A 20476-nucleotide genomic window follows, 5' to 3' on the forward strand; every position below is an offset into this window, starting at 1 on the left:
ATTCCCACTGCCTGTCGCACGCGCCGCCGGGGCGGGGGCTGCAGGCACAAGCCGACCACCATATGAGGGCATGGGGGAAGGGAGCGCAACTACCTACTATATGCCTCGCGACTCGCCATGGCAAGCGGAATCCTTGACGAGTTTCGGATGCTGCGGTATAAACCCGCGGGAGTGTTCAGCGGGCGTGCCGGAAGAGCACCCGGGTGCCCGGATGCGCCTGGGCCAGGAGGTCCCGCGTCGCGTCGGTCACGACCGCGATCACGGGATAGCCGCCGGTCACCGGGGCGTCGGGGCCGAGGATCACCGGACGGCCGTCGGGTGGAACCTGCAGGGCACCGGGCAGCATCCCCTCGCTGGGCAGTTCGCCGGTCCGCGCGCGTTCCAGCGCCGGCCCGTCGAGGCGGATGCCGACGCGATCGGCCGCGGTGGAGACCGTCCATGTCGCCTCGAAGAGCATGGCGCGCGCGGCCGGGGTGAACCACTCCGCGCGTGGCCCGGGCGCAAGATCGACCGTGATCAGCGCGTGCTCGGGTGGACCCCACGGGTGCACGGCCACGGGTGGGATGCCGGTGCTCGCCGCATCGGCGAGGACCAGCTCGTCGCCGTCCGACAGCGGTGCGGGCCCGAGCCCGGCGAGCAGATCCGTCGCGCGGGACCCCGCCACGAGGGGGCCGCCGATCCCGCCGCGGATCGCAAGGTAGCCGCGCGCGCCGTGGGTGAACCAGTCGAGGTGGAGGTCCGTGCCCGCAGGCCACGGGTGCGCGTCGTAGGGCCCCACCTCGCGCCCGTCGATGCGGATCGGGCCCCAGGCACCGGTCACCGCAACCCACAGATCGCGGAGCGCGCGCAGGCGAAGGCCACCCATCGTCACTTCGATCCCCGCGGCGGTCTCGTCGTTGCCGACGAGCCGATTCGCCGTCCGGAGGGCGCCGCGGTCGGCCGCGCCAGACAGGGAGATCCCCTCCGCCAGGTGGCCCGCGCGTCCGTGGTCCTGGACGGTGGCGAGGAGCCCCGCCGCCTCGACGCGCATCGCCGGTCGCGCGGGCTGCGACGGGGGCGCGGCGTGCTCGGGGGGCGGGTCTCCCGCGGAGGCGCGGGAGGCGGAGGAGGCGGCAGACATGCGGGATCTCGGGGTGAAACGCACGCGCGTGCCGGGAACGAGGAGCGCGGGATGCGCGGCATCCGGGTCGAACAGGGTGGCGCTCGTCGTGCCGATCAGTTGCCATCCGCCCGGCGTGGCCCGCGGGTACGCTCCGGCGAACTCGCCTGCGAGGCCGACGGCGCCGGCCGGGACACGCGTGCGCGGGGTGGCCCGCCGCGGGACGTCGTACGGCCAATCGTTGCTCACGAGGTAGCCGAAGCCGGGGGCGAACCCCGTGAAGGCCACGGTCCAGGTGCAGGCCGCGTGTCGGGAAGCCACCTCATCGACGGTCAGGCCCACTGCCCGCGCCACGGCGGGCAGATCCTCCCCGTCGTAGACGATCGGCAACTCGATCGACGGCGCCGCGACCGGTGCACGCGCCATCGACTCCCGATCGGCCTCGATCCACGCGCGGACAGCAGAGGGGGAAAGCACGCGTCGGTCGAACCGCACGAGGACCGTCCGCGCGGCGGGGACGAGCTCGAGCAGTCCCGGCGGGAGGGACGCGGCCAGGCGTGCGTGGAGGGCGAGCGCGTCCGCGAGGGAGTCGACCTCGGCCAGCACCGCGGACTCGCCGAAAGGCAGGACGCGCGGGCGTTCCGGCGGATGTTGATGTTCCGGCAACAGGAGATTTCCTCCCCCGGGTGGCGAAAGGGCCTCTTCTGCGCGCTCGCGCGCAAATTCTCCTGTCATCGGTTCACCACGGCGCCCGCACCGTCACCCCGGCGGCATCGAGCGCGGCGCGGACAGCGCGGGCCATCGCGACGGCGCCCGGCGAGTCGCCGTGGAGGCACAGCGAGACGGCGTCGACGGTCACGGGCTCTCCCGCCACGGACACCACGGTCCGCTCGGTCACGAGGCCGACCGCGCGGGCGGCAACCTCGGCGGGGTCATCCAGCAGCGCCCCGACGTGACCCCTCGGCACGAGGGAGCCGTCCGGAAGGTACCCGCGGTCGAGGAAAGCCTCACCGTGGAACGGCAACCCGGCATCCGCCGCCGCGCGCGCGATCGCTCCGTGCATCCCGAGAAGGGGAACGGCCCGACCGAGCTCCGCCGACAGGTCCGCCGTGGCAGCGGCGACAGCCCGCGCTTCCGCGCGATCGCTCCGAATCGCGTGGTAAAGCGCCCCGTGCGGTTTGACGTAGCGGATGTCCGCCCCGGCATCACGGAGTGCTCGCAGCTGGGCGGAGATCTCCGCGTGGAGCTCGTCCGCCGGCATCCGCACTCGAGTGCGGCCGAAACCGGCACGATCGGGATAGGCGGGATGGGCGCCGACAGTCACACGGTGCCGCGCCGCGACGGCCACGGCATCCCGCATCGACCCGGCATCGCCGGCATGCCCACCGCACGCGATCGACGCGCTCGAGATCACCGCGAACATCGCCGGGTCATCGGCTGTCGGCTGCCCGTCGACGGTCTCGCCGAGGTCTGCGTTCAGGTCGATCGTCGCCATGGCCCCACGCTACCGGCGGCCCGCGCGGTGAGGCCGCCGGTAGCGTGGGCACATGGCCAGAGCGCACGTCGAAGAATCCGGCGCCTCCGTGCGCGTGTCCGACGGGACGATCGCGCGGGTGGTCCCCAGCCGCTTCGCGGGCGGCTTCGAGCTCGACGTCGACGGCACGCCGCAGTCACACGTCGACCTCGACGATCCCACCCATCTGCACTTCGAGTACGTGGCGCGGATGGGGGCGGTCATCGACCGGCTCCGGATGCCGGGCCAGCCGATCACGGCCATCCACCTCGGCGGGGGCGCGCTGACCCTCCCCCGCTACGTCGAACAGACCCGGCCGGGATCGCGGCAGCAAGTGGTCGAACTGGAGCAGCCCCTGATCGACCTCGTGCGCGAGCAGCTGCCACTGCCGCGCGGCGCCCAGATCCGGGTACGGATCGGCGACGCGCGCGATGTCGCCGGCCGCCTCCCGGCGGGGCTCCAGGGCGCCGCCGACCTCGTCATCTCGGATGTCTTCGCCGGTGCGCAGACTCCGGCCCACCTCACGACGGTCGAGTACTACCGCACGCTGGCCGCGCTGCTGGCGGCGGACGGCGTGCTCCTCGTCAACGTCGCCGACGGCGCCGGGCTCGCGTTCGCGCGGCGCCAAGTCGCGACCGTACGCGCCGTGCTGACGGAAGTGATCGTGCTCGCCGAGGTGCAGACGCTCAAGGGTCGCCGGTTCGGGAATCTCGTCATCGCCGCTTCCGCCGCACCTCTGCCCACCGAGTGGCTGCCACGGCTGATGGCGGCGGGGCCCCACCCCGCGAAGGTCGCCCAGGGCCCCGAACTCGACGAGTTCGTGCGCGGATCGATGCCGGCGACGGATGCCGATGCCACCGCTTCGCCGAAGCCCGCGGCATCCGTCTTCGAACGCTGACTCGGCGCACGCGGCGTGCCCTCAGGAGATCCTGCGCAGGCCGGGTGAGACTGGACGGACGCGTCGGAAGGAGCAGCAGTGAGCTACATCAAGGGATACGACCCGGAGACTCTGCGCGAGCTCGTCGATGCCCATCAGTGCGCCGAGCGGCTGCGCGAACTGGGCGACCAGCGCAGCCTCGCCGCCCTCCTGGAACGGGTCTGGCTCCTCAAGGTGCTGGGTCGCCTGGACGACGCGCTCGTGATCTCGGAGCAGTCGGTGCGCGTCGCACGCATGGGCGGCACCCGGAAGGACCTCCTGCGTGCCCGCATTCTGCACGCCTCGGTGCAGCAGCAGCGTGGGGCGTACGCCGCGGCGTTGCAGGAGCTGACGACGTGCGCCGAAGAAGCCGAGGGGCAGGGCTGGTCAGCGCTGGCGGCCTTCGCGTACCAGCACCGCGGCAAGGTCAGCTACGACATCGGCGACTTCACCGATGCGCGCGCCGACTTCAAGAAGGAACTGTTCCTGCGTCAGGAAGCCGGCGCCCCCGATGACCAGCTCGCCTCGACCCTGCTGGCGATCGAAGCGACCGAGCACCGACGCGCGTCGTCGTCCGTCGCGAGCTGAGTGTCGTACATCTGTTCTATTCTTCCGGGCATGACCGAATCTCTGCATCATGTCTGACCTGCGGGACGTCCGCCGCGAGGCGGAGGAGCTGATCGCGGCGCACCTGGACGCGTCGTGGTCGTTCGCGTTCGACAACGCCAAGCGCCGGGCCGGGGCGTGCGACTACACACGGAAGCGCATCACCGTCTCGCGGTATCTCTCGGCGCGCTACGACGACGAGACGAACCGGCAGACGCTCCTGCACGAAGTCGCCCACGCGCTCGCGGGTGCCCACGCCGGGCACGGAGCGGGCTGGAAGCGCACCGCGCGGGCGCTCGGCTACACCGGCGGAACGACTCATCACGGCGAGACCGCGACCGAGCTCGCACCCTGGGTGGGTGTCTGCCCGGCCGGCCACACGGCTTATCGGCACCGACAGGCGACGCGGCCGACGTCGTGCGCGCGCTGCTCGCGATCGTTCGACGAGCGATTCTTGTTCGTGTGGACTCGGCGCGACATCTCCCCCGCGACCCGTCTCGCGGCGATGACCCCGCGCTGAGCGCAGGGGCTCAGCGCGGCTCACCAGGCGACGAAGGCACCCGCTCGCAGGACCGGCACGACGTCGAGGTCGTCGAGCACGGATGCCGCGAGCACCTCGTCGCGACGATCGCCGTCGATGAGCTCTTGCCCCGACCCGCTCGCGGTGAGCAGGTGTCGGAGCGCCGGGCGGAGCCCCCGGAACGCCTCGCCGGTGATGGCGGCCTCGGGGGACGTGTGGTCGATGCCGAGCTGACCCAGCGCGTCGATGATCGCGCCGGCGCCGAGCTGATCCTCGACGGCGAAGCGCACGGGGCCGTCCCGGCCCTCGCGCTCACCGGCAGCGATCACCGCGATCGAGGTGCGCGCACCGCGGTCGTGCTGGTAGGCCAGGACGGCGCGCGCGACCGCTTGGGCGTTGCGGAGGCATCCGAGCACGATGAGCGCGTCACCGGCACGGTTGGCAACCGCCGCGCCGTTCCGCGAGACCGCATGGGCTGCCTCGTCAAGGGGGACGGATTGGCCCCCGGCGACGCGAGCGGCGACCGTGGACGAGAAGCGGAGCACATCCACCACGACGACGATGTCAGCCGTCGCGAGCCGATCAATCCCCTCGGCGCCCCACTCGAAGCGGACCTGGTAGCGCGACTGGTCGAACGGTGTAGCCATCCCTCCAGGCTAGAGCCCCGGCATCCGCCCGCCGACGCCGGGCACCCACTGCCGGCCTGTTCCGCGCGCGGCTGGCGGCCCCGCGCGCACCAGATTCGGGTGGATGCCGCAGATTCGGGCGCGGAGGCCACCCCGCATCCGAATCGGGCGGAAATATCCGAATCTGGTGACGGCTCAGACCCCCCGACCCGGGTCAGGCGTGGGCGTCGATCACCGGGGTGAGGGCGAGCACGAGCCCGAGGACGTTGCGGGCCCCGCGCTGCAGCTCACCGAGTGTGAGCCCATCGGGTCGCGCGAGCGACTCGGCGATCGAGTCGTCCGCGTAGGGCTGGGGGCCGGCATCCGTCTTCACACCGCCCGGCATGAGCACGTCGACCTGCGCGCGCACGCGGTACGCACTGTTCTCCAGCGCGGGGAAGAGCGGATCGACCGCCTCCTCCATCCACCAGTCGGTCATGACGCATCCGGTGTAGCCCCACTCGCCGCGGAGGATCGTCGTCACGAGATCGTGGTGATAATGCGCCCACACTCCGTTGATCTGGTTGTACGAGGTCATGATCGCGAGCGGCTGCGCCTCGCGCACACAGATCTCGAAACCGCGCAGGTAGATCTCGCGAAGGGCTCGCTCGGAGACGCGCGAATCGTTGCGCGTGCGATTGGTCTCCTGATTGTTGGCCGCAAAGTGCTTGGGGCAGGCCGCCACACCCTGCGATTGGATGCCCTGGACCACCGCCGCGGCCGTCCAGCCGGTGACGAGCGGATCCTCGGAGAAGTACTCGAAGTTGCGGCCGCACAGCGGGTCACGGTGGATGTTCATCCCCGGGCTCAGGAGGACGTCGGATCCCTTGCGGATCATCTCCTGGGCATGCAGCGCGGTCAGTTCGCGCACGAGCACCGGGTTCCAGGTCGAGGCGAGGGCGGTGCCGGACGGCAACAGCGACGCATACGCCGACAGGCGGATGCCGCTCGGGCCGTCGGTCGTCGTCACGGGGCGCACACCCTTGGCGCGCAGCGACTCGGAGACCCCGCCGAGGACACCGGCGTTGCCGGCCGCGCCGAGCGGCGAGTGCATCGTGATGTCGCCGCGCGCGATATCGGCGAGCTCTGTCGCGGTCAGCTGCGCGACGAAGTCGTCGAGCGACGCCTCGCCCGCCGCCACGGAATCGAGTGTCAGCGGCGCGGTCGACGCGGGAAGGGCCGCCGGCAGCTGGTGGGTGATCCGCTCGCGCAGGTCGACGGTCGCGGTCGGCACGGGTGCGGTGGCCACGCGCGCCGTACCGTCGGCATCCCGAGTCAGGGTCATACGGTCGAAGGCCGTCACCGGGGCCGCTGCCTCGGTGACCTGCCGGACGACGCGCACGTCGGGGACCGTCACGGTCGTTTCCACGACGGCGCTGCGGGCATCGGTGCCGACGAAGAAGTGATAGTCCCCGGGCTCGAGCACCCACGCGCTGCGGTGGCCCGTCGCGCCACCGTCGTCGTAGGACGCGAGGTCATCGATCGCGACCGACAGGTCCACGCGCTCCGACTGACCGGGCTGCAGCACAGCCGTCTTCCGGTAGGCCGCGAGTCGCCGCGCGGGCTGACTCAGCGCGCCATCCGGAGCGGCGACATAGACCTGCACGGTCTCCGCACCGGCGCGCGTGCCGGTGTTGCGCACGTCGATGCTCAGGTGCAGGATCCCGTCCGCCTCGTCCGCGTGCGTCGTCACCGCGAACGTGGTGTACCCGAGGCCGAAGCCGAACGGAAAGAGCACCCGCTCCGGCGCGAAGGTTTCGAAGTAGCGGTACCCCACGAAAATGTCTTCGACATACGTGTTCGCATCGGGGTCGCCGAAGTTCGCCGAACTCGGGTAATCGGCGTAGCTGCGGGCGATGGTGTCGGTGAGCTTTCCGCTGGCCGGAGTCTCGCCGGCCAAGACCGCCGCGACAGCGCGGGCGCCCTCCATCCCGCCCTGCCAGGCCGCGACCAGGCCCGTGATGCGGTCGCCGTAATCGGCGAGCCACGACAGGTCCATGACGTTGCCGACATCGAGGACCACGACCGTGCGAGCGAAGGATGCTGTGACAGCATCCAGCAGGGCACGCTCCTCCGCGGCGAGGTAGTAGCTCCCCGGCTCGAGGATGCTCTCCCGCGCTTCGCCGGCGGCCCGGCCGATGACGACGACAGCGGTATCCGCACGCGTCGCGGCTGCGGCGGCGACCGCGGGCGCGAGAGGCATTTCGGGGAAGTGATGCGGCCACTGCCCCCAGGTGCCGGTGAGCTCCGCCGGGTTCTCCGCACACCACGCCGCATAGAGATCGGCGACCTCGGTATCGACAGAGACGCCGGCATCCCGCAGTCCCGCGACGAGATTCCAAACGTACGGGACCTTGACGTCGCCCCCGGAGCCGTAGCCGACCGCGAACCAGTCGAGCTGGGTGCGCCCGAAGACCGCGACCGTGCGCCCGTCCAGCGGGAGGACGGCGTCGTCGTTGCGGAGCAGCACGATCCCCTCGGCTGCGGCCTGCCGCGCCAAACGGCCCAGCGCCGGGTCAAGAGTGGGGTCGGTGTCTTCCAAAATCGTCGACAACTGGGCGACCGACTCGATCGCGGCGGCGCCGTGCGAGCGGTCACCGGATTCGATAGCGGGGGTGAGCGGCACTGATCTTCCTTCGAACAGGCTCCCGGCGAGGCTTGGGAGCGCTCCCACATTACCGGATACCCAGGTCGATGGTGCGACACTGCAGTATGCGGATTCTGTTGAAGCTCGTCCTGGACTGTGATGCCGATGCGGCCTGGCGAGCCCTTCATTCGCCGCGCGCGATTGCGGAGCTTTACGGACCGCTCATGATGATGGAGCCGATGTCGCCGAGCGGCATGCCCTCCTTCCTCACTCCGGGGACCGATGTTCCCGTCACGCTGTCCCTCGCCGGCGCCGTCCCGGTGGGTCAGCAGTTGATCCATGTGAGCGAGCGGCACACCGACGATGCGCACGGCCCGGTGCGCATCTTCCGCGACAGCGGCATCCCCCTCACCGGACCGCTCGCCTCGCTCGACGTCTGGGATCACCAGATGGCGGTCTCACCCCTGCCCGGCGACGCGACGAAGACGCTGTGGCGCGATCGGCTCGTGATCGACGGGCCGACCGCGCTGGCGCTGTGGCCCGTCCTGTGGGCCACCTGGCAGTGGCGCGGCGTGCGCTTGCGCGCCCTCGCGCCCACGTGGGCGCACGACCCGGACCACACCACCGCCGGCTGACTCATGCGGCGAGCGCGGCGATCGGGGCGACCCGCGTCGCCAGGCGGGTCGGGGTGACGGTAGCGGCGACCGTCAGTACGGCCGTGGCGATGACGATCACGAGCACCGGCATCCACGGGATGGCAGGCGCGACGAGCGTCGGCGATGACCACGCCGGCGGCACCGCGACCGAGCCGAGGAGCGACTGCGCGGCGACCCAGCCGTACGCGACACCCAGGACGAGTCCGAACACAAGCGACGTGATCGTCACGTGCACCGCTTCCAGCAACACGACCTGGCGGATCTGCGGCGAGGTCAGCCCGAGCGCGCGGAGAAGTCCCAGCTCGCGCTGGCGTTGGACGATTCCGATGCTGAGGAGATTGACCAGGCCGATTCCGGCGATGACGGCCGACACCGCCACGAGGCCCATCATGATGCCGGCGAACGTGTCCATGATCTGCGACATCTCGGCGGGCGGCGCTCCGCCCGCCGAGGCCGTCATGACCCCCTTCACCGACTCATTCGCGACCGCGAACATCGAAACCAAGGTGACCCCCATCACGACGCCGATCGCCATGCGACTCGACCGCTCCGGGTAGCGCAGCGCGTTCTCCGCGGCAAGCCTGGCCGTGGCGGAACGACCGAACACACGCCCGGTCAGGCGCAGGAGCGGCGGCATGATCTGCACGGCTCCGAGCGAGAGTCCGGTGAAGGAAAGGATGCCGCCGACAAAGGCGATCACGACACCGAGCGGGCTGACGAGCCCTGCGGCCACGCCGAGGGCGAGAAGACCGGCACCTCCGGCGCTGAGCGCGATCGCGGCGACACGTCGGCCGCGGGCGCGCGACACCTCGTCGTGGGTGCGAGCGGTCGCTCCGGCGAGCGCCTGCAGCGGCGTGACGGTGAGGACACGCCGCGATCCCGCCCACGCCCCGATCCACGTCGTCAGCGCGACCATCACTGCCGGGAGGACCAGCACCGGCTGGACAAGTGCGTAGTCGGCCGTGATGTCGAACGCGATCCGCGCTCCGGAGAGGAGCACGGCAGTGAGCGCCACACCGAGGGCGAGGCCCGCAACCGCGCCCATCGCGCCCACGATGAGCCCCTGCCGCGCGATCTCCACGCGCTGCGATCGGGCGGAGGCGCCGATCAGACGCAGCAGGGCGATGCGGCGGGTGCGCCCCGCGACGATCGTCGCGAACGTGTTCGCGGTGACGATCGCGGCGACGTAGACGGCGACCCCGACCAGCAAAACGCTCAGGATCCCGACGACGATCGCCACCGTTTCACCACCACCGATGTACGGATCGCTCTTCACCCACGCGCCCATGAACCCCGTCGCGCTCAGAAGCAGCACGCCGAAGGCGGAGGAGATCGCGGCGACGAGCACCGTGGCACCCATCCCCCGCTCGCGGAGCCAGTGCCACGAGCCGACCGTCCGCGGCATCCGACCGGCGGCGGTCATGCCGACACCTCCGCCGCGAGCATGAAAGCCGAAACCTGCTCGGCGCTCTGCCGAGGCTTGTCGGCGACGATCCGGCCGTCACCGAGGAAAAGCACGCGGTCGGCGAACGCGGCCGCGACGGGATCGTGGGTGACCATCGCGATCGACTGGCCGTGCTCCCGGGCCGCGACCGCCAGCAGCGTCAGAACTTCGCGGCTGGAACGTGAGTCGAGGTTACCGGTCGGTTCGTCGGCGAACACGAGATCCGGCGCCGTCGCGAGGGCGCGCGCGATCGCCACGCGCTGCTGCTGTCCGCCGGAGAGCTCGTGCGGACGGTGGCGCAGGCGCGCCCCGAGGCCGAGCGTCTCCACCAGGCCGTCGATCCGGGCACGTTCGAGGGCCGACGGTGTCCGCCCATCGAGATCGAAAGGAAGCACGATGTTGCCGATCGCGTCGAGGGTGGGCACGAGGTTGAACGATTAGAAGACGAACCCCACGCGGCGGCGCCGCAGAATGGTGAGTTCGAGGTCGGAGAGCCCGGTGATCTCGGTGTCGCCGATCCAGGCCCGGCCGCTCGTGGGAGCGTCGAGACCGGCCATGATGTGCATAAGGGTCGATTTGCCGGAGCCGGACGGCCCCATGATCGCCGTGAATTCACCCCGCCGGATGCCGACGCTCACGTCGTCGAGCGCACGCACGCCGCTTTCGCCGGTGCCGTAGGTGCGGGTGAGGTGCTGTACGCGGGCCGCCAGGCCCAGGTCTGTCGTCGAAATCTGCATGTCCTCGACGCTACGAAGCGGAGGATATCGCGGACATCGGCCTGGGGTCGCGCGGGCCTACATCGCGAGGATGATCCCGCCCGCCTCTGCCGGTGTCAGGTGAGGCCGTGCTCGAAGGCGAAGACCACCAGCTGCACGCGATCGCGGAGCGCGAGTTTGGCGAGGATGCGGCTGATGTGGGTCTTCACCGTCGCTTCGGAGAGGTATTCACGGCCGGCGATCTCGGCGTTCGACAGCCCGCGCGCGGCGAGCGCGAAGATGTCGCGCTCGCGATCGGTGAGCGACGCGAACGACGCTGGCGCCTCCTTCGGCGGCGCCGCGAACTGGGCGAACAGCTCACGGGTAGCCGCGGCAGCGATCACGGACGATCCGGCGTGGACGGTGCGGATCGCGGCGAGCAGGAACTCGGGGTCGGCATCTTTCAGCAAGAACCCGCTTGCGCCCTGCCGTATCGCGTGAGCCGCGGCCTCGTCGAGATCGAACGTCGTCAGCATGACCACGCGAGGCGGCGCATCGCCGAACGAGGTGTCCGCCAGGAGTTCAGCCGTCGCCGTGAGGCCATCCATGACAGGCATGCGAATGTCCATGAGAACGACGTCCGGTCGGGCCGCGCGGACGACCCGGAGCCCCTCGACCCCGTCTCCCGCCTCTCCCACGACCTCCAGATCGGGCTGCGAATCGATGACCATGCCGATGCCTGCCCGGAACAGCGCCTGATCATCGATCAGAACGACGCGGATCACGACGTCTCCACGATCGGGATCTGCGCGCGCACCACAAACGCACCGTGGGTCGCTCCGGCCTCCAGCGTCCCGCCCACAAGGTGCGCCCGCTCCCGCATGCCGATGAGTCCGTGCCCCCGGACAGGGTCGGCGCGCGCCGGGGCATCCGTGGGATTGCGGACCGACAGATCGACGCGATCGGCGCGCCAGGCCAAGGTGAGCTCAACGGGCGCGCGTCCGTGCCGGAGAGCGTTGGTGAGCGCCTCCTGCAGGATCCGATAGACCGCGAGCTCGACGGATGCCGGCTGCGCCCCCTGCGGTGCCGGATCGACGTCGACGCGCAGATCGATGCCGGCGGCGCGCACCTGCGCGTACAGCGCCTCAAGATCGGCCAGGCGCGGCTGCGGTCCGGGCGCTTGCGCGTGTCGGAGCTGAGTCAACAGCATCCGCACGTCCGCCAGCGCCGAACGCGCCGTCGTCGAGATCGTGCCGAGGGCGGCCGTGGCTACCGCGGGCTCGGCCGCGTATCGCGCGCCGTCGGCCTGCGCGATCACGACGGCCAGCGAATGCGCGACCACATCGTGCATGTCGCGGGCGATGCGCACCCGCTCCTGCTCCGCAGCCGTCTCGGCCTCGGCGAGTTCCTGCGCGGCCCGGTTGGCACGTGCGCGCATCGCCGTGCGGGCGAGGGCCCCAACAGTCCAGGACAGGAGCAGGGCAAAGACTGCCGCCGCGAACGTCGTGATGCCGACCGCGAGGTACGAGCCCACCACGGACTCGAGGCTCCACGACCCGGCGAGGAGCAGCGGGGCAAGCAGATACACCGTGATCAACAAGCCGCCGGCGAGTGACGAGGCGAACCCCACCCAGAACACGAAACGAGTGCCGTACGCGGCGGTGGTGTAAAGGATGCCGAAGATCGCGATGTTGCCGGGGAGCGGCGGAAGGCCGCCGGCCATCTGCAGGAAGGCGGCCGCCCAGGCGACCGACACGGCGATTCCGGGAGCACGCCGGCGGAGAGCGAGCGCGACACCGAAAACGAGCGTGAGCGCGACGGCGACAAGGATCGTCAGCGACTCGTCCGGAAGCAGAGACCCTACGCCCCGCCACGGCACGAGTGTCGTCAGCGTCGCGAGTGTCGTCAGCGTCGCGATCAGCGTGAACGCTGCGGCCACCACGACGTCGGTGACGAACTGGTAGCGCGGAATCTGGCGGGACACCCTTCCGACGCTACGCGGGGACGGATGCCGGATCATCCACCCAGCGATGTATTCGGGTTCGGTGATCGGTGCTCTGCGACGGGGACGAGCGGACGATGCTCGTAGAAGCTCTGCAGCACGACGGTCGTCCGGGTGTTGACTGACGCGGCCTGCCGGATGTCCCGGATGAGTTCTTCCAGCGCGCGTGGCGTGGGGACTCGGACGAAGAGCATGTACGCGGCGTCACCGGCGATGGAGTGGCAGGCCTCGATCGCATCGAGGTGCTCGAGCAGTTCGGGGGCGTTGTCGGGCTGGGCGGGGTCGAGCGGCGTGATTTCGACGAACGCCGCGAGAGGCCGCCCGGCGGCCTCCGGGTCGACGACGGCCCGGTATCCCGTGATGGTGCCATCCGCTTCGAGTTTCTTCAATCGCGCTTGGACCGCCGACACCGACAAGCCCACCGCGTCGGAGAGGTGGGCGAGCGTGGCTCTCCCATCCCGGGAGAGTTCGCGCACGATCGAGAGGTCGACAGCATCCTGCATGAATGGAAGAATAACGGATGAAGGGTTCAATCGCCGGAATATTTCCTGCTGCGAGTCGAAAGATCGGAGTTCTCATGTCCTTGACCGCCCACCAGGCACCTACCGTCATCGGAGAGCCCGAGGTTGTCGAAGACAACCGAGCGACCACGCAGCTTGTCGAAGACAACCGAGCGACCACGCAGCTTGTCGAAGACAACCGAGCGACCACGCACGTTGCCCAAGGCAGTGCCCTCACGGAACAGCCGGCGTGGCTCGCCCTCAAGGATGCGGCCATCCAGCTGCAATCGCTCCAGCACAAGGACGGGTCGCTCGCGGACCCGGCCGACCTGCCCGCGGCGCGCGCCCATGTGACGACCATCACCGCCGCGATCCGCACGCTCGCCCCCCTGTTCCCGCACGACGCGGCGTACCTCGCGGCATCCATCGTCGACTTCGAGCGCTGGGCGACAGCGGGCTTCGGTGTGCCGGACTTCCTCGATTCGCTCCAGGCATTCCAGCCGCAACGCGAGCGCGTCGACGGGCTCGCTCATCTCGTCGTCTTCCCGATGTACACCCAGAACGGCTCGCGCAGCCGCCTCGTCGAAGCGGTCCTGTGCGAAGTGATCTGGCCCGAGTTCATCGGCGAATTGGAGACGACCTACACGAACGGCCTCTTCCTCTCGCTGCGGTTTCTCGATTTCACTCCCGGCTACGACACGAATTCGGCGGTGCTGTTCCCCGAGACGGTCGCGATGCGGGAGATTCCGGCGTTCACGTGGGGCGCGATCTTTCAGGACCGAGAAGCAGCCCGGTTCCGTCGGGTCGTGCGCACGGCCGCAGAGATCACCAAGCTCGATCTTCCCGAGGGCGCGCAGCGAATGCTCTCCGATCAAGAGCTCACCGAGAAGACGTTCGTGATGTGGGACATCATCCACGACCGCACCCACATGCGCGGCGACCTGCCGTTCGACCCGTTCATGATCAAGCAGCGGATGCCGTACTTCCTCTACTCGCTCGAAGAACTGCGGTGTGATCTCACGGCGTTCCGGGAATGCGTGAACATCGAACAGCGACTGTCGGCCGCCGCCGCCCTCAGCGATGCCGAGACGGAGATGCGCGACCACGCGCGACTCGTGCAGTACGCGGTGCTGTTCGACCGGATCTTCCGCTTCGCGATCACCGGCTCGCGTGTGCGCAACTACGACGGCCTCGGCGGCCAATTGCTGTTCGCGTGGCTGCACCAGCGCGGCGTGCTGCACTGGACCGACACCGCGCTCGCGTTCGACTGGGACGATGTTCCGAGTGCCGTGATCTCTCTCGCCGACGCGATCGACCGTCTCTACTGGGAATCGATCGACAGGCCGAAGGTCGCACACTGGCTGGCCGCGTACGAGCTCGTCCGCGCGGTCGTCACCCCGCATCCCGCCTCGCAGTGGGCGCGCGGTCTGTCGGATGACGTGCTCTCGGGCCCGCCGTCCGGCTACACCGACGCGGTCCTGGACGACGAGTTCCCGTTGTCGATGTTCTTCGAGGCGCTCGAGAAGAAAATGCGGCCGGTGATCACCTCGACCGAGGGCATCCGCGGCACCGACGCCTGAATCGACCTACTGCTCCGCCACGCCTCCCCGCGCCTGCGCGGCGGAGGCCGGTGGCGTGGGCGGCTCTTCATCAGCGGTCTCGACCACGATTTCCGGCGCCTCCGAGTACCCGGCGGAAAGGATGCGGTACGAGCGCGTCGTGAACGCCACGATCGCGAGCACGACCATCGCCGACCCCGAGAACAGGAAGATGAGCGCGATCCCGCGCGCCTCCCCGTCGCCGAGGAGCCAGCCCCAGGTCGCGAAGCCCGCGTCGGTCTTCATATACGGGATGATCCAGAGCTCCGCGATCGGCGCGATCGCGAACGACGTGATCGGCGCCGCCGACACTTCGAGAGCCGTCGCTGCGCCGAACACGCGCCCTTGCTTCTCGAACGGGACGACTTTCTGGATCACGGTCTGCTCGGCAGCTTCGACGGCCGGGATGAGCATCATGTACAGCCAGATGCCGACGACGTAGAGCCATGGCCACTCGCGGATCGTGAAGATCGCCCCGAGGAAGCCCATCAGCGCGACCAACCAGAGCATCGTGCGGATCGGGTTGCGCCCGAGGCCGCGCGCGGCGACGATCGCACCGCCGATGATGAAGCCCGTAGAACTGAAACCCAGGACGACGCCCCACCACTCGACCGGGAAGAGCGTGAGACCGTACGGGTCCATCAGCGCCATGTAGACGCCGCCGATGAGGTTGTTGAAGGTCGAGAAGATGATGAGAGCGAACAGGCCCGGCACCGCTCCGATCGCCGCGGCCGCACCCCGGATGTCGATGAGCTCGCCGCGCTCGCCTCGTTCGGGTTCATCTTCCGGCACGCGCAGGAACAACAGATGAATGAGCGCCGCGAGCGTGAACACGATCGCGATGAGGAGCGTCCAGCCCATCCCGAGCAGCCCGATCGACAGGCCGGAGAACACGCTCGTCACGAGGAAAGCCAGTCCCTGAACGGTCCCGACAAGCCCGTTCGCGTTGGCGTGTCGCTCGGTGGGGACCAGCAGGGTCACCGTCGTCGACAGGGCAATATTGCGGAGATTCTCGATCACCGCCCCGCCGAGGATCACGCCCGAGAAGAGCCAGAACCACGGCCCGCCGAGATCGAGCAACTCTGCTTCGGGCCGGGCGAGAAAGATCGCCCCCGCGAAAGTGAACGCGGCCAGGGTCACCACAGCCGAGAGCACCATCACCCGAATCTTCCGGTGCCGATCGACGAGGGTTCCGAAGACCATGCCGAAGATCGCGAGGAGCAGCATGTAGGCCCCGCCGATGATCCCCGTGGCGAGCACCGATCGAGTCTCGAGGTAGACCCAGAACGTGAGGGCAAACCAGAGGAAGCTCGTGGTCACGTTCGCCGCCGCCGTATTCACCAGAACATGGAGGAAGACACGCATCCCGTTCTCGGGAACCGCCCGCGTGGACGCGGCTGCGTCCGGTTCACCCTGATGCTCGCTCACGAGGCCGAGGTTAGCTGAGGGCTCCGACATTCGGAGCGGGTCCCGTGCTCGTAGGCTGGACCGTGTGAGCACACTGCATGATTCGGCCGTCCGCGGCTTCGCGAGCGACAACTATTCCGGAATCCACCCCGAGGTGCTCGCGGCCATCGCGGCGGCCAACGACGGCCACCAGATCGCCTACGGCGAAGACGCCTACACCGCGCGTCTTCAGGAGGTGTTCGCGCAACACTTCGGCGAGAGCGCGCAGGCGTTTCCCGTCTTCAACGGCACGGGAGCCAACGTCGTCGGGTTGCAGTCGATGTTGCCTCGCTGGGGAGCGGTGATCGCGGCATCCACGGCGCACATCAACGTGGACGAGGGGGGCGCCCCCGAGCGGGTCGCCGGGATCAAGATCCTCGGCATCCCCACCGACGACGGCAAGCTCACCCCCGACCTCGTCGACCGTGAGGCATGGGGATGGGGAGACGAGCACCGCGCGCAGCCGCTCGTGGTCTCGATCACGCAGTCCACCGAGCTCGGCACGGTCTACACGCCCGATGAGATCAGGGCGCTCGCCGATCACGCCCACGCGCGGGGCATGCGCCTGCACCTCGATGGGGCGCGCATCTCGAACGCTGCGGCTGCCCTCGACCTGCCCCTTCGGGCGTTCACGACTGACGCGGGTGTGGACCTGCTCAGCTTCGGCGGGACGAAGAATGGCGCGATGCTCGGGGAAGCGATCGTCGTGCTCGATCCCACCGCATCCGACGGTCTTCTGTTCCTCCGCAAGCTCAACATGCAGCTCTCCAGCAAAATGCGTTTCGTCTCGGCGCAGCTGATCGCTCTGCTCGAGGGTGATCTGTATCTGCGCAATGCGCGTCATTCCAACGCGATGGCTGCACGGTTGCGTGCCGGGGTCGAAGCGGGCATCGCCGACGGGACGATCGCGGGCGTCTCCTTCAGCCAGCCGACGCAGGCCAATGGTGTCTTCGCAACGTTGCCCGAGGGCGTGGCCGATCAGCTCCGCGCGGCCTTCCGCTTCTACGACTGGGACGCGGCGAAGAACGAAGTGCGCTGGATGTGCTCGTTCGACACGACAGAGCAGGACGTCGACGCGTTCGTCGCGGAGCTCGCACGCCTCACCTGAGCCAGGTCTGGTTCGCGCCCCCGGTCCATATTCAGTCCGCCCGCACGTCACCGCGCGGCCGTGCCGCGGAAAGTCCGCCCCACGTACCCGCCGTCGTCGCGGGGAGACTGAATACGGCCCGCGGGGCAGCGTCCGCTCGCGACGGCTGTCGGCGCGGACTGTGACGGGTGGTGGCTCAGTCGTATGGCGCGTGAGGTGTTGGGCGCCCCACGCGCAACACCGGACACCACACGCACCAGCGACCATGCGAGTCGGCCGCGATCAGCGTCGGCGCCCTCCGCGGGCTCGACGGTGATCAGTCGCCGGCGCCCTCCGCGGGCTCGACGGTGATCAGTCGCCGGCGCCCTCCGCGGGCTCCGGCGTGGGCGCCGCCGCGGCGGCCGACTCGGCGCGCATGAGCTCCTTGACCTCGGACATGAAGCTCGTGAGCTGTTGCTGCTGCCACCGCAACTGGCGCGTGCGATCCTCGGCGTCGCGCAGGACCGACTGCGAGTGCTCGGTCACCGTGTCGATGATCTTCTGCGCCTTGACGCTGGAGCGCTCAAGGATCTCCCGCGCCCGCAACTTCGCGTCGGCCTCGAGCTGCTGTGACTGCGCGCGCATGAGCTTGTCGAAGTCGTCGGCCTTCGCGGTGATCCGCTGCGAGTGATCCAGCGACGCGGCGACCTGGTCGTTGGCATCCTGCGTGATGCGCTCGGCGTGGGCGACGGCCTGATTGTGCAGCATCAAGAACTCCTGCTGCGCGTCGTCCTGCCGGCGCGTGAGCGATTCCTCGAACTCGAGCGCACGCATCCGCTGCTCACGAACCGCGTCTTCGGCCTCGGCGCGCATCTGCTCGCTCTCCCGGGCAACGAGAGAACGGAGCGAGGCCGCACCCTTCTCGGCCTCGGTGCGGATCGCGGCAGCTTCCTGCTGCGCCTGGGCGACCTTCTCGGCCGCGTGCGCCGCCTCACGCTCGAGCTGCGATTCATGCGCCGTCAGCTCGGTCTCGATGCGCAGTCGCGCCTGCTGCGCGTCCGTCTCGGCCTGCGTGCGGAGCGTCTCTGCATCGGCCTGCGCGTCGGCACGCCGGGCGGATATCTCCTCGCGCGCCGCTTCGAGCAGGCGATCGGCCTGGACGCTCGCGTTCTTGATGATGACGCTGGCCTGTTCCTCGGCCACACGCAGCACTTCCTCGAAGCGCTCGCGTCCCTTCGACGACTCATCGGCCGCGCCGACAAGCTCGGCGCTGAGCGTCGAGACCTTGTCCTCCGCGTTGCTGACCTTTGCCGCTTCGACGGCGAGATCCGCCTCGAGCGCGGCCTTCCTGTCTTCGAGCTCCTCGATCGTCGCCAGGTGGGTCTTGATCGTGGCGACCGCGCGACGGTACTTGTCCGTGAGCTTTGCCACCTCGTCGCCGTGCCCGGAGCGCTGCGCCGTCAGCTCGGCGATGGCGGCATCGACCTCGGCTTTGTCGTATCCACGGAACGTCGTCGTGAACGAGCCGCTGGATGCCGCGGGAGCCCCCGCGATCAGCTCATCGAACGGCGACGATTCGGTGTTCTCATCGTGGGAGGAGTGCACATCGGACACAGCGGTCTCCGCTTCTCGCGGGTGCCGCGACGGGAACACGACACCAGAGGGGGATGCCGGCGCGGGTCAGCCGACGATCGAACAATACCCGACACCGGAGCGCGCCCATCACGCGTGACGCAGGGGCCCGCACCGCGGCATCGACGCCGCGTCGGACCAGCTCCTCAGCGCAGCGCCCCGACGCTCGCCAACGCGAGGCGCAGGAGAGTCAGTCGCCCGCCCTCCATCTCCGCGGCGAGCGCGTCGGATGCCGCTTCCTCGGGCGACATCCACGTCACCTCGAGCGCATCCTGACGCGGTTCGCACGTCCCGGTCACGGGCACGACGAAGGCGAGCGAGACGGCATGCTGCCGCTCGTCGTGATAGGCGCTGAGGCCGGGCATCGGGAAGTACTCCGCGACCGTGAACGGCACCGGCTGGGGCGGCAGCAGCGGGAAGGCCATTGGGCCGAGATCGTTCTCGAGATGACGGAAGAGGGCGTCGCGCACCGTCTCGCCGTAACGGACGCGGCCGCTGACGATCGTGCGTGTCATCTCCCCCATCGGCGTCGACCGCAGCAGGACACCCACATGCGTCACCGCGCCCATTCCGTCGGTGCGCACCGGAACGGCCTCGACGTAGAGGATCGGCAGCCGTCGGCGTGCTTCGGCGAGCTCGATATCGGTCAGCCACCCCGGGTTGGCGGCATTTCCCGGCGCGGGTGATCCGAACGAGCCATCCCCGTCGGGATGCCCGGCGCGCCCATATCCGCGCAACGGGTCGCGCTCCGCGCCGTCATCATCGCGCTCGTTCGGATCGGGGTCGGGGGTGCGAACGGCCATGCCTCATGTATACCCCAGCCCACCGCGACGTCCGAGGTGGCTGTCAGACTGGGCGCATGATCGAGGTCCCCCTTCTGGATGCCGATGCCGTCCGCTGGTCCGTTCCGCCCGATGAACGCGCGGGGCGCCCGCTCCTGGTCCTCTTGCACGGATACGGGTCTCACGAGGGAGATCTCTTCGCCCTCGCCCCGTTCCTCCCCGAGGAGTTCGTCGTCGCGGCCGTCCGCGCTCCGCTCTCGCCGCCGTTTCCGACGCCGGGCTGGTCGTGGTTTCCGATCGAGGGTCTCCACGCGCGCCGTGGCGACGCCGCGACGGCAGCCGCCGAACGCCTGATCGAGTGGCTCGACACGCAGTCTGATGCCGCCACGATCGGCCTGCTCGGGTTCTCGCAGGGGGCCGTCATCGCTCTGCAGGCGCTCCGGTTGCATCCCACCCGATTCGCCTTCGCGGTGACGCTGGCCGGGTTCGTCGCCGACGAACCTCTCCCGACGGATGCTGCACTGGCCGCGGTGCGCCCCCCGGTCTTCTGGGGGCGCGGTGCGCGCGACGAGGTGATCCCCGAGGAACGCATCGCGCACACGAGCCAGTGGCTTCCCGGGCACGTGGATCTGAGCGGCCGAGTGTATCCCGGGCTCGCACACAGCGTCTCGCAGGACGAGCTCGACGATGTCACGCTGTTCCTGCGTCAGCGCCTCACGGCCATCGCGGTACCGGAGTAGAACGAGCCT

At 69.6% G+C, this 20476-nt stretch carries 18 protein-coding genes and 1 pseudogene; 7 read left to right on the forward strand and 12 right to left on the reverse strand.

Annotated elements, in window-relative coordinates:
• Window positions 1-175 precede the first annotated feature (175 nt).
• Both Q0653_RS10370 and Q0653_RS10375 read right to left on the reverse strand, forming a co-directional pair.
• Complete coding sequence (locus Q0653_RS10370; protein WP_298944514.1) at window positions 176-1765, reverse strand: 5-oxoprolinase/urea amidolyase family protein; 1590 nt, start codon at window positions 1763-1765, stop codon at window positions 176-178.
• A 73-nt stretch (window positions 1766-1838) separates the two neighbouring features.
• Complete coding sequence (locus Q0653_RS10375; RefSeq protein ID WP_298944515.1) at window positions 1839-2594, reverse strand: 5-oxoprolinase subunit PxpA; 756 nt, start codon at window positions 2592-2594, stop codon at window positions 1839-1841.
• A 52-nt stretch (window positions 2595-2646) separates the two neighbouring features.
• Between Q0653_RS10375 and Q0653_RS10380 the strand changes: the two genes are divergently transcribed.
• From Q0653_RS10380 to Q0653_RS10390, 3 genes are all read left to right on the forward strand, one after another.
• Complete coding sequence (locus tag Q0653_RS10380; RefSeq protein ID WP_298944516.1) at window positions 2647-3510, forward strand: fused MFS/spermidine synthase; 864 nt, start codon at window positions 2647-2649, stop codon at window positions 3508-3510.
• Window positions 3511-3588: 78 nt separating this feature from the next.
• Window positions 3589-4116 (forward strand): hypothetical protein, encoded by a 528-nt coding sequence (locus tag Q0653_RS10385; RefSeq protein ID WP_298742065.1) that lies wholly within the window; start codon window positions 3589-3591, stop codon window positions 4114-4116.
• A gap of 49 nt (window positions 4117-4165) precedes the next feature.
• A complete protein-coding gene (locus Q0653_RS10390) occupies window positions 4166-4654 on the forward strand; it encodes a SprT-like domain-containing protein (protein WP_298944517.1) in 489 nt (162 codons plus the stop codon).
• Window positions 4655-4674: 20 nt separating this feature from the next.
• Here Q0653_RS10390 and Q0653_RS10395 read toward each other — a convergent pair whose 3' ends face one another.
• Together Q0653_RS10395 and Q0653_RS10400 are read right to left on the reverse strand one after the other, a co-directional pair.
• Window positions 4675-5301: a 2-phosphosulfolactate phosphatase gene (locus Q0653_RS10395; protein ID WP_298742063.1), complete on the reverse strand. Its 627-nt coding sequence runs from the start codon at window positions 5299-5301 to the stop codon at window positions 4675-4677.
• A 193-nt stretch (window positions 5302-5494) separates the two neighbouring features.
• The gene (locus Q0653_RS10400; protein ID WP_298944518.1) at window positions 5495-7945 is read right to left on the reverse strand and encodes a glycoside hydrolase family 3 N-terminal domain-containing protein; all 2451 of its coding nucleotides are present in this window, start codon (window positions 7943-7945) and stop codon (window positions 5495-5497) included.
• 86 nt (window positions 7946-8031) lie between these two features.
• Here Q0653_RS10400 and Q0653_RS10405 point away from each other — a divergent pair, with 86 nt between their 5' ends.
• Window positions 8032-8541: a hypothetical protein gene (locus Q0653_RS10405; protein WP_298742061.1), complete on the forward strand. Its 510-nt coding sequence runs from the start codon at window positions 8032-8034 to the stop codon at window positions 8539-8541.
• 1 nt (window position 8542) lies between these two features.
• Here the strand turns inward: Q0653_RS10405 and Q0653_RS10410 are convergent, their stop codons facing one another.
• From Q0653_RS10410 to Q0653_RS10430, 5 genes and pseudogenes are all read right to left on the reverse strand, one after another.
• Window positions 8543-9985 (reverse strand): ABC transporter permease, encoded by a 1443-nt coding sequence (locus Q0653_RS10410; RefSeq protein WP_298944519.1) that lies wholly within the window; start codon window positions 9983-9985, stop codon window positions 8543-8545.
• Window positions 9982-10743: pseudogene (locus Q0653_RS10415) on the reverse strand (ABC transporter ATP-binding protein). The gene Q0653_RS10410 and the pseudogene Q0653_RS10415 overlap by 4 nt, the downstream one beginning before the upstream one ends.
• A 95-nt stretch (window positions 10744-10838) precedes the next feature.
• On the reverse strand, window positions 10839-11486 hold the full coding sequence (locus tag Q0653_RS10420; RefSeq protein WP_298944520.1) for a response regulator transcription factor: 648 nt from the start codon (window positions 11484-11486) through the stop codon (window positions 10839-10841).
• Window positions 11483-12685, reverse strand: coding sequence for a histidine kinase (locus Q0653_RS10425; RefSeq protein ID WP_298944521.1), 1203 nt, complete (start codon window positions 12683-12685; stop codon window positions 11483-11485). The genes Q0653_RS10420 and Q0653_RS10425 overlap by 4 nt, the downstream gene beginning before the upstream one ends.
• Before the next feature lie 32 nt (window positions 12686-12717).
• Window positions 12718-13206 (reverse strand): Lrp/AsnC family transcriptional regulator, encoded by a 489-nt coding sequence (locus Q0653_RS10430; RefSeq protein ID WP_298944522.1) that lies wholly within the window; start codon window positions 13204-13206, stop codon window positions 12718-12720.
• Between the two features lie 74 nt (window positions 13207-13280).
• Here Q0653_RS10430 and Q0653_RS10435 point away from each other — a divergent pair, with 74 nt between their 5' ends.
• Complete coding sequence (locus Q0653_RS10435; protein ID WP_298944523.1) at window positions 13281-14783, forward strand: DUF6421 family protein; 1503 nt, start codon at window positions 13281-13283, stop codon at window positions 14781-14783.
• 6 nt (window positions 14784-14789) lie between these two features.
• Here the strand turns inward: Q0653_RS10435 and Q0653_RS10440 are convergent, their stop codons facing one another.
• Window positions 14790-16166, reverse strand: a complete 1377-nt coding sequence (locus Q0653_RS10440; protein WP_298944648.1) for an MFS transporter — start codon at window positions 16164-16166, stop codon at window positions 14790-14792.
• A 127-nt stretch (window positions 16167-16293) separates the two neighbouring features.
• On the opposite strand from Q0653_RS10440, the gene Q0653_RS10445 reads away from it, so the two are divergent.
• Window positions 16294-17355, forward strand: a complete 1062-nt coding sequence (locus Q0653_RS10445) for a low specificity L-threonine aldolase (protein WP_298742054.1) — start codon at window positions 16294-16296, stop codon at window positions 17353-17355.
• A 330-nt stretch (window positions 17356-17685) separates the two neighbouring features.
• Here Q0653_RS10445 and Q0653_RS10450 read toward each other — a convergent pair whose 3' ends face one another.
• Complete coding sequence (locus Q0653_RS10450; RefSeq protein ID WP_298944524.1) at window positions 17686-18927, reverse strand: DivIVA domain-containing protein; 1242 nt, start codon at window positions 18925-18927, stop codon at window positions 17686-17688.
• Between the two features lie 164 nt (window positions 18928-19091).
• On the reverse strand, window positions 19092-19748 hold the full coding sequence (locus Q0653_RS10455) for a DUF4916 domain-containing protein (RefSeq protein ID WP_298742052.1): 657 nt from the start codon (window positions 19746-19748) through the stop codon (window positions 19092-19094).
• Window positions 19749-19804: 56 nt separating this feature from the next.
• Here Q0653_RS10455 and Q0653_RS10460 point away from each other — a divergent pair, with 56 nt between their 5' ends.
• On the forward strand, window positions 19805-20467 hold the full coding sequence (locus Q0653_RS10460) for an alpha/beta fold hydrolase (RefSeq protein WP_298944525.1): 663 nt from the start codon (window positions 19805-19807) through the stop codon (window positions 20465-20467).
• Window positions 20468-20476 lie beyond the last annotated feature (9 nt).

Origin of the sequence: uncultured Microbacterium sp., assembly GCF_947488465.1 — a bacterium.
Taxonomy (GTDB): domain Bacteria; phylum Actinomycetota; class Actinomycetes; order Actinomycetales; family Microbacteriaceae; genus Microbacterium.

Excerpts from the sequence above, each read along its gene's own strand:
- Q0653_RS10460 (WP_298944525.1), top strand. The coding sequence starts at position 19,805 with ATGATCGAGGTCCCCCTTCTGGATGCCGATGCCGTCCGCTGGTCCGTT.
- Q0653_RS10440 (WP_298944648.1), bottom strand. The coding sequence starts at position 16,166 with ATGCGTGTCTTCCTCCATGTTCTGGTGAATACGGCGGCGGCGAACGTG.
- Q0653_RS10380 (WP_298944516.1), top strand. The coding sequence starts at position 2,647 with ATGGCCAGAGCGCACGTCGAAGAATCCGGCGCCTCCGTGCGCGTGTCC.
- Q0653_RS10390 (WP_298944517.1), top strand. The coding sequence starts at position 4,166 with ATGTCTGACCTGCGGGACGTCCGCCGCGAGGCGGAGGAGCTGATCGCG.
- Q0653_RS10410 (WP_298944519.1), bottom strand. The coding sequence starts at position 9,985 with ATGACCGCCGCCGGTCGGATGCCGCGGACGGTCGGCTCGTGGCACTGG.
- Q0653_RS10455 (WP_298742052.1), bottom strand. The coding sequence starts at position 19,748 with ATGGCCGTTCGCACCCCCGACCCCGATCCGAACGAGCGCGATGATGAC.
- Q0653_RS10435 (WP_298944523.1), top strand. The coding sequence starts at position 13,281 with ATGTCCTTGACCGCCCACCAGGCACCTACCGTCATCGGAGAGCCCGAG.
- Q0653_RS10430 (WP_298944522.1), bottom strand. The coding sequence starts at position 13,206 with ATGCAGGATGCTGTCGACCTCTCGATCGTGCGCGAACTCTCCCGGGAT.
- Q0653_RS10405 (WP_298742061.1), top strand. The coding sequence starts at position 8,032 with ATGCGGATTCTGTTGAAGCTCGTCCTGGACTGTGATGCCGATGCGGCC.
- Q0653_RS10375 (WP_298944515.1), bottom strand. The coding sequence starts at position 2,594 with ATGGCGACGATCGACCTGAACGCAGACCTCGGCGAGACCGTCGACGGG.
- Q0653_RS10395 (WP_298742063.1), bottom strand. The coding sequence starts at position 5,301 with ATGGCTACACCGTTCGACCAGTCGCGCTACCAGGTCCGCTTCGAGTGG.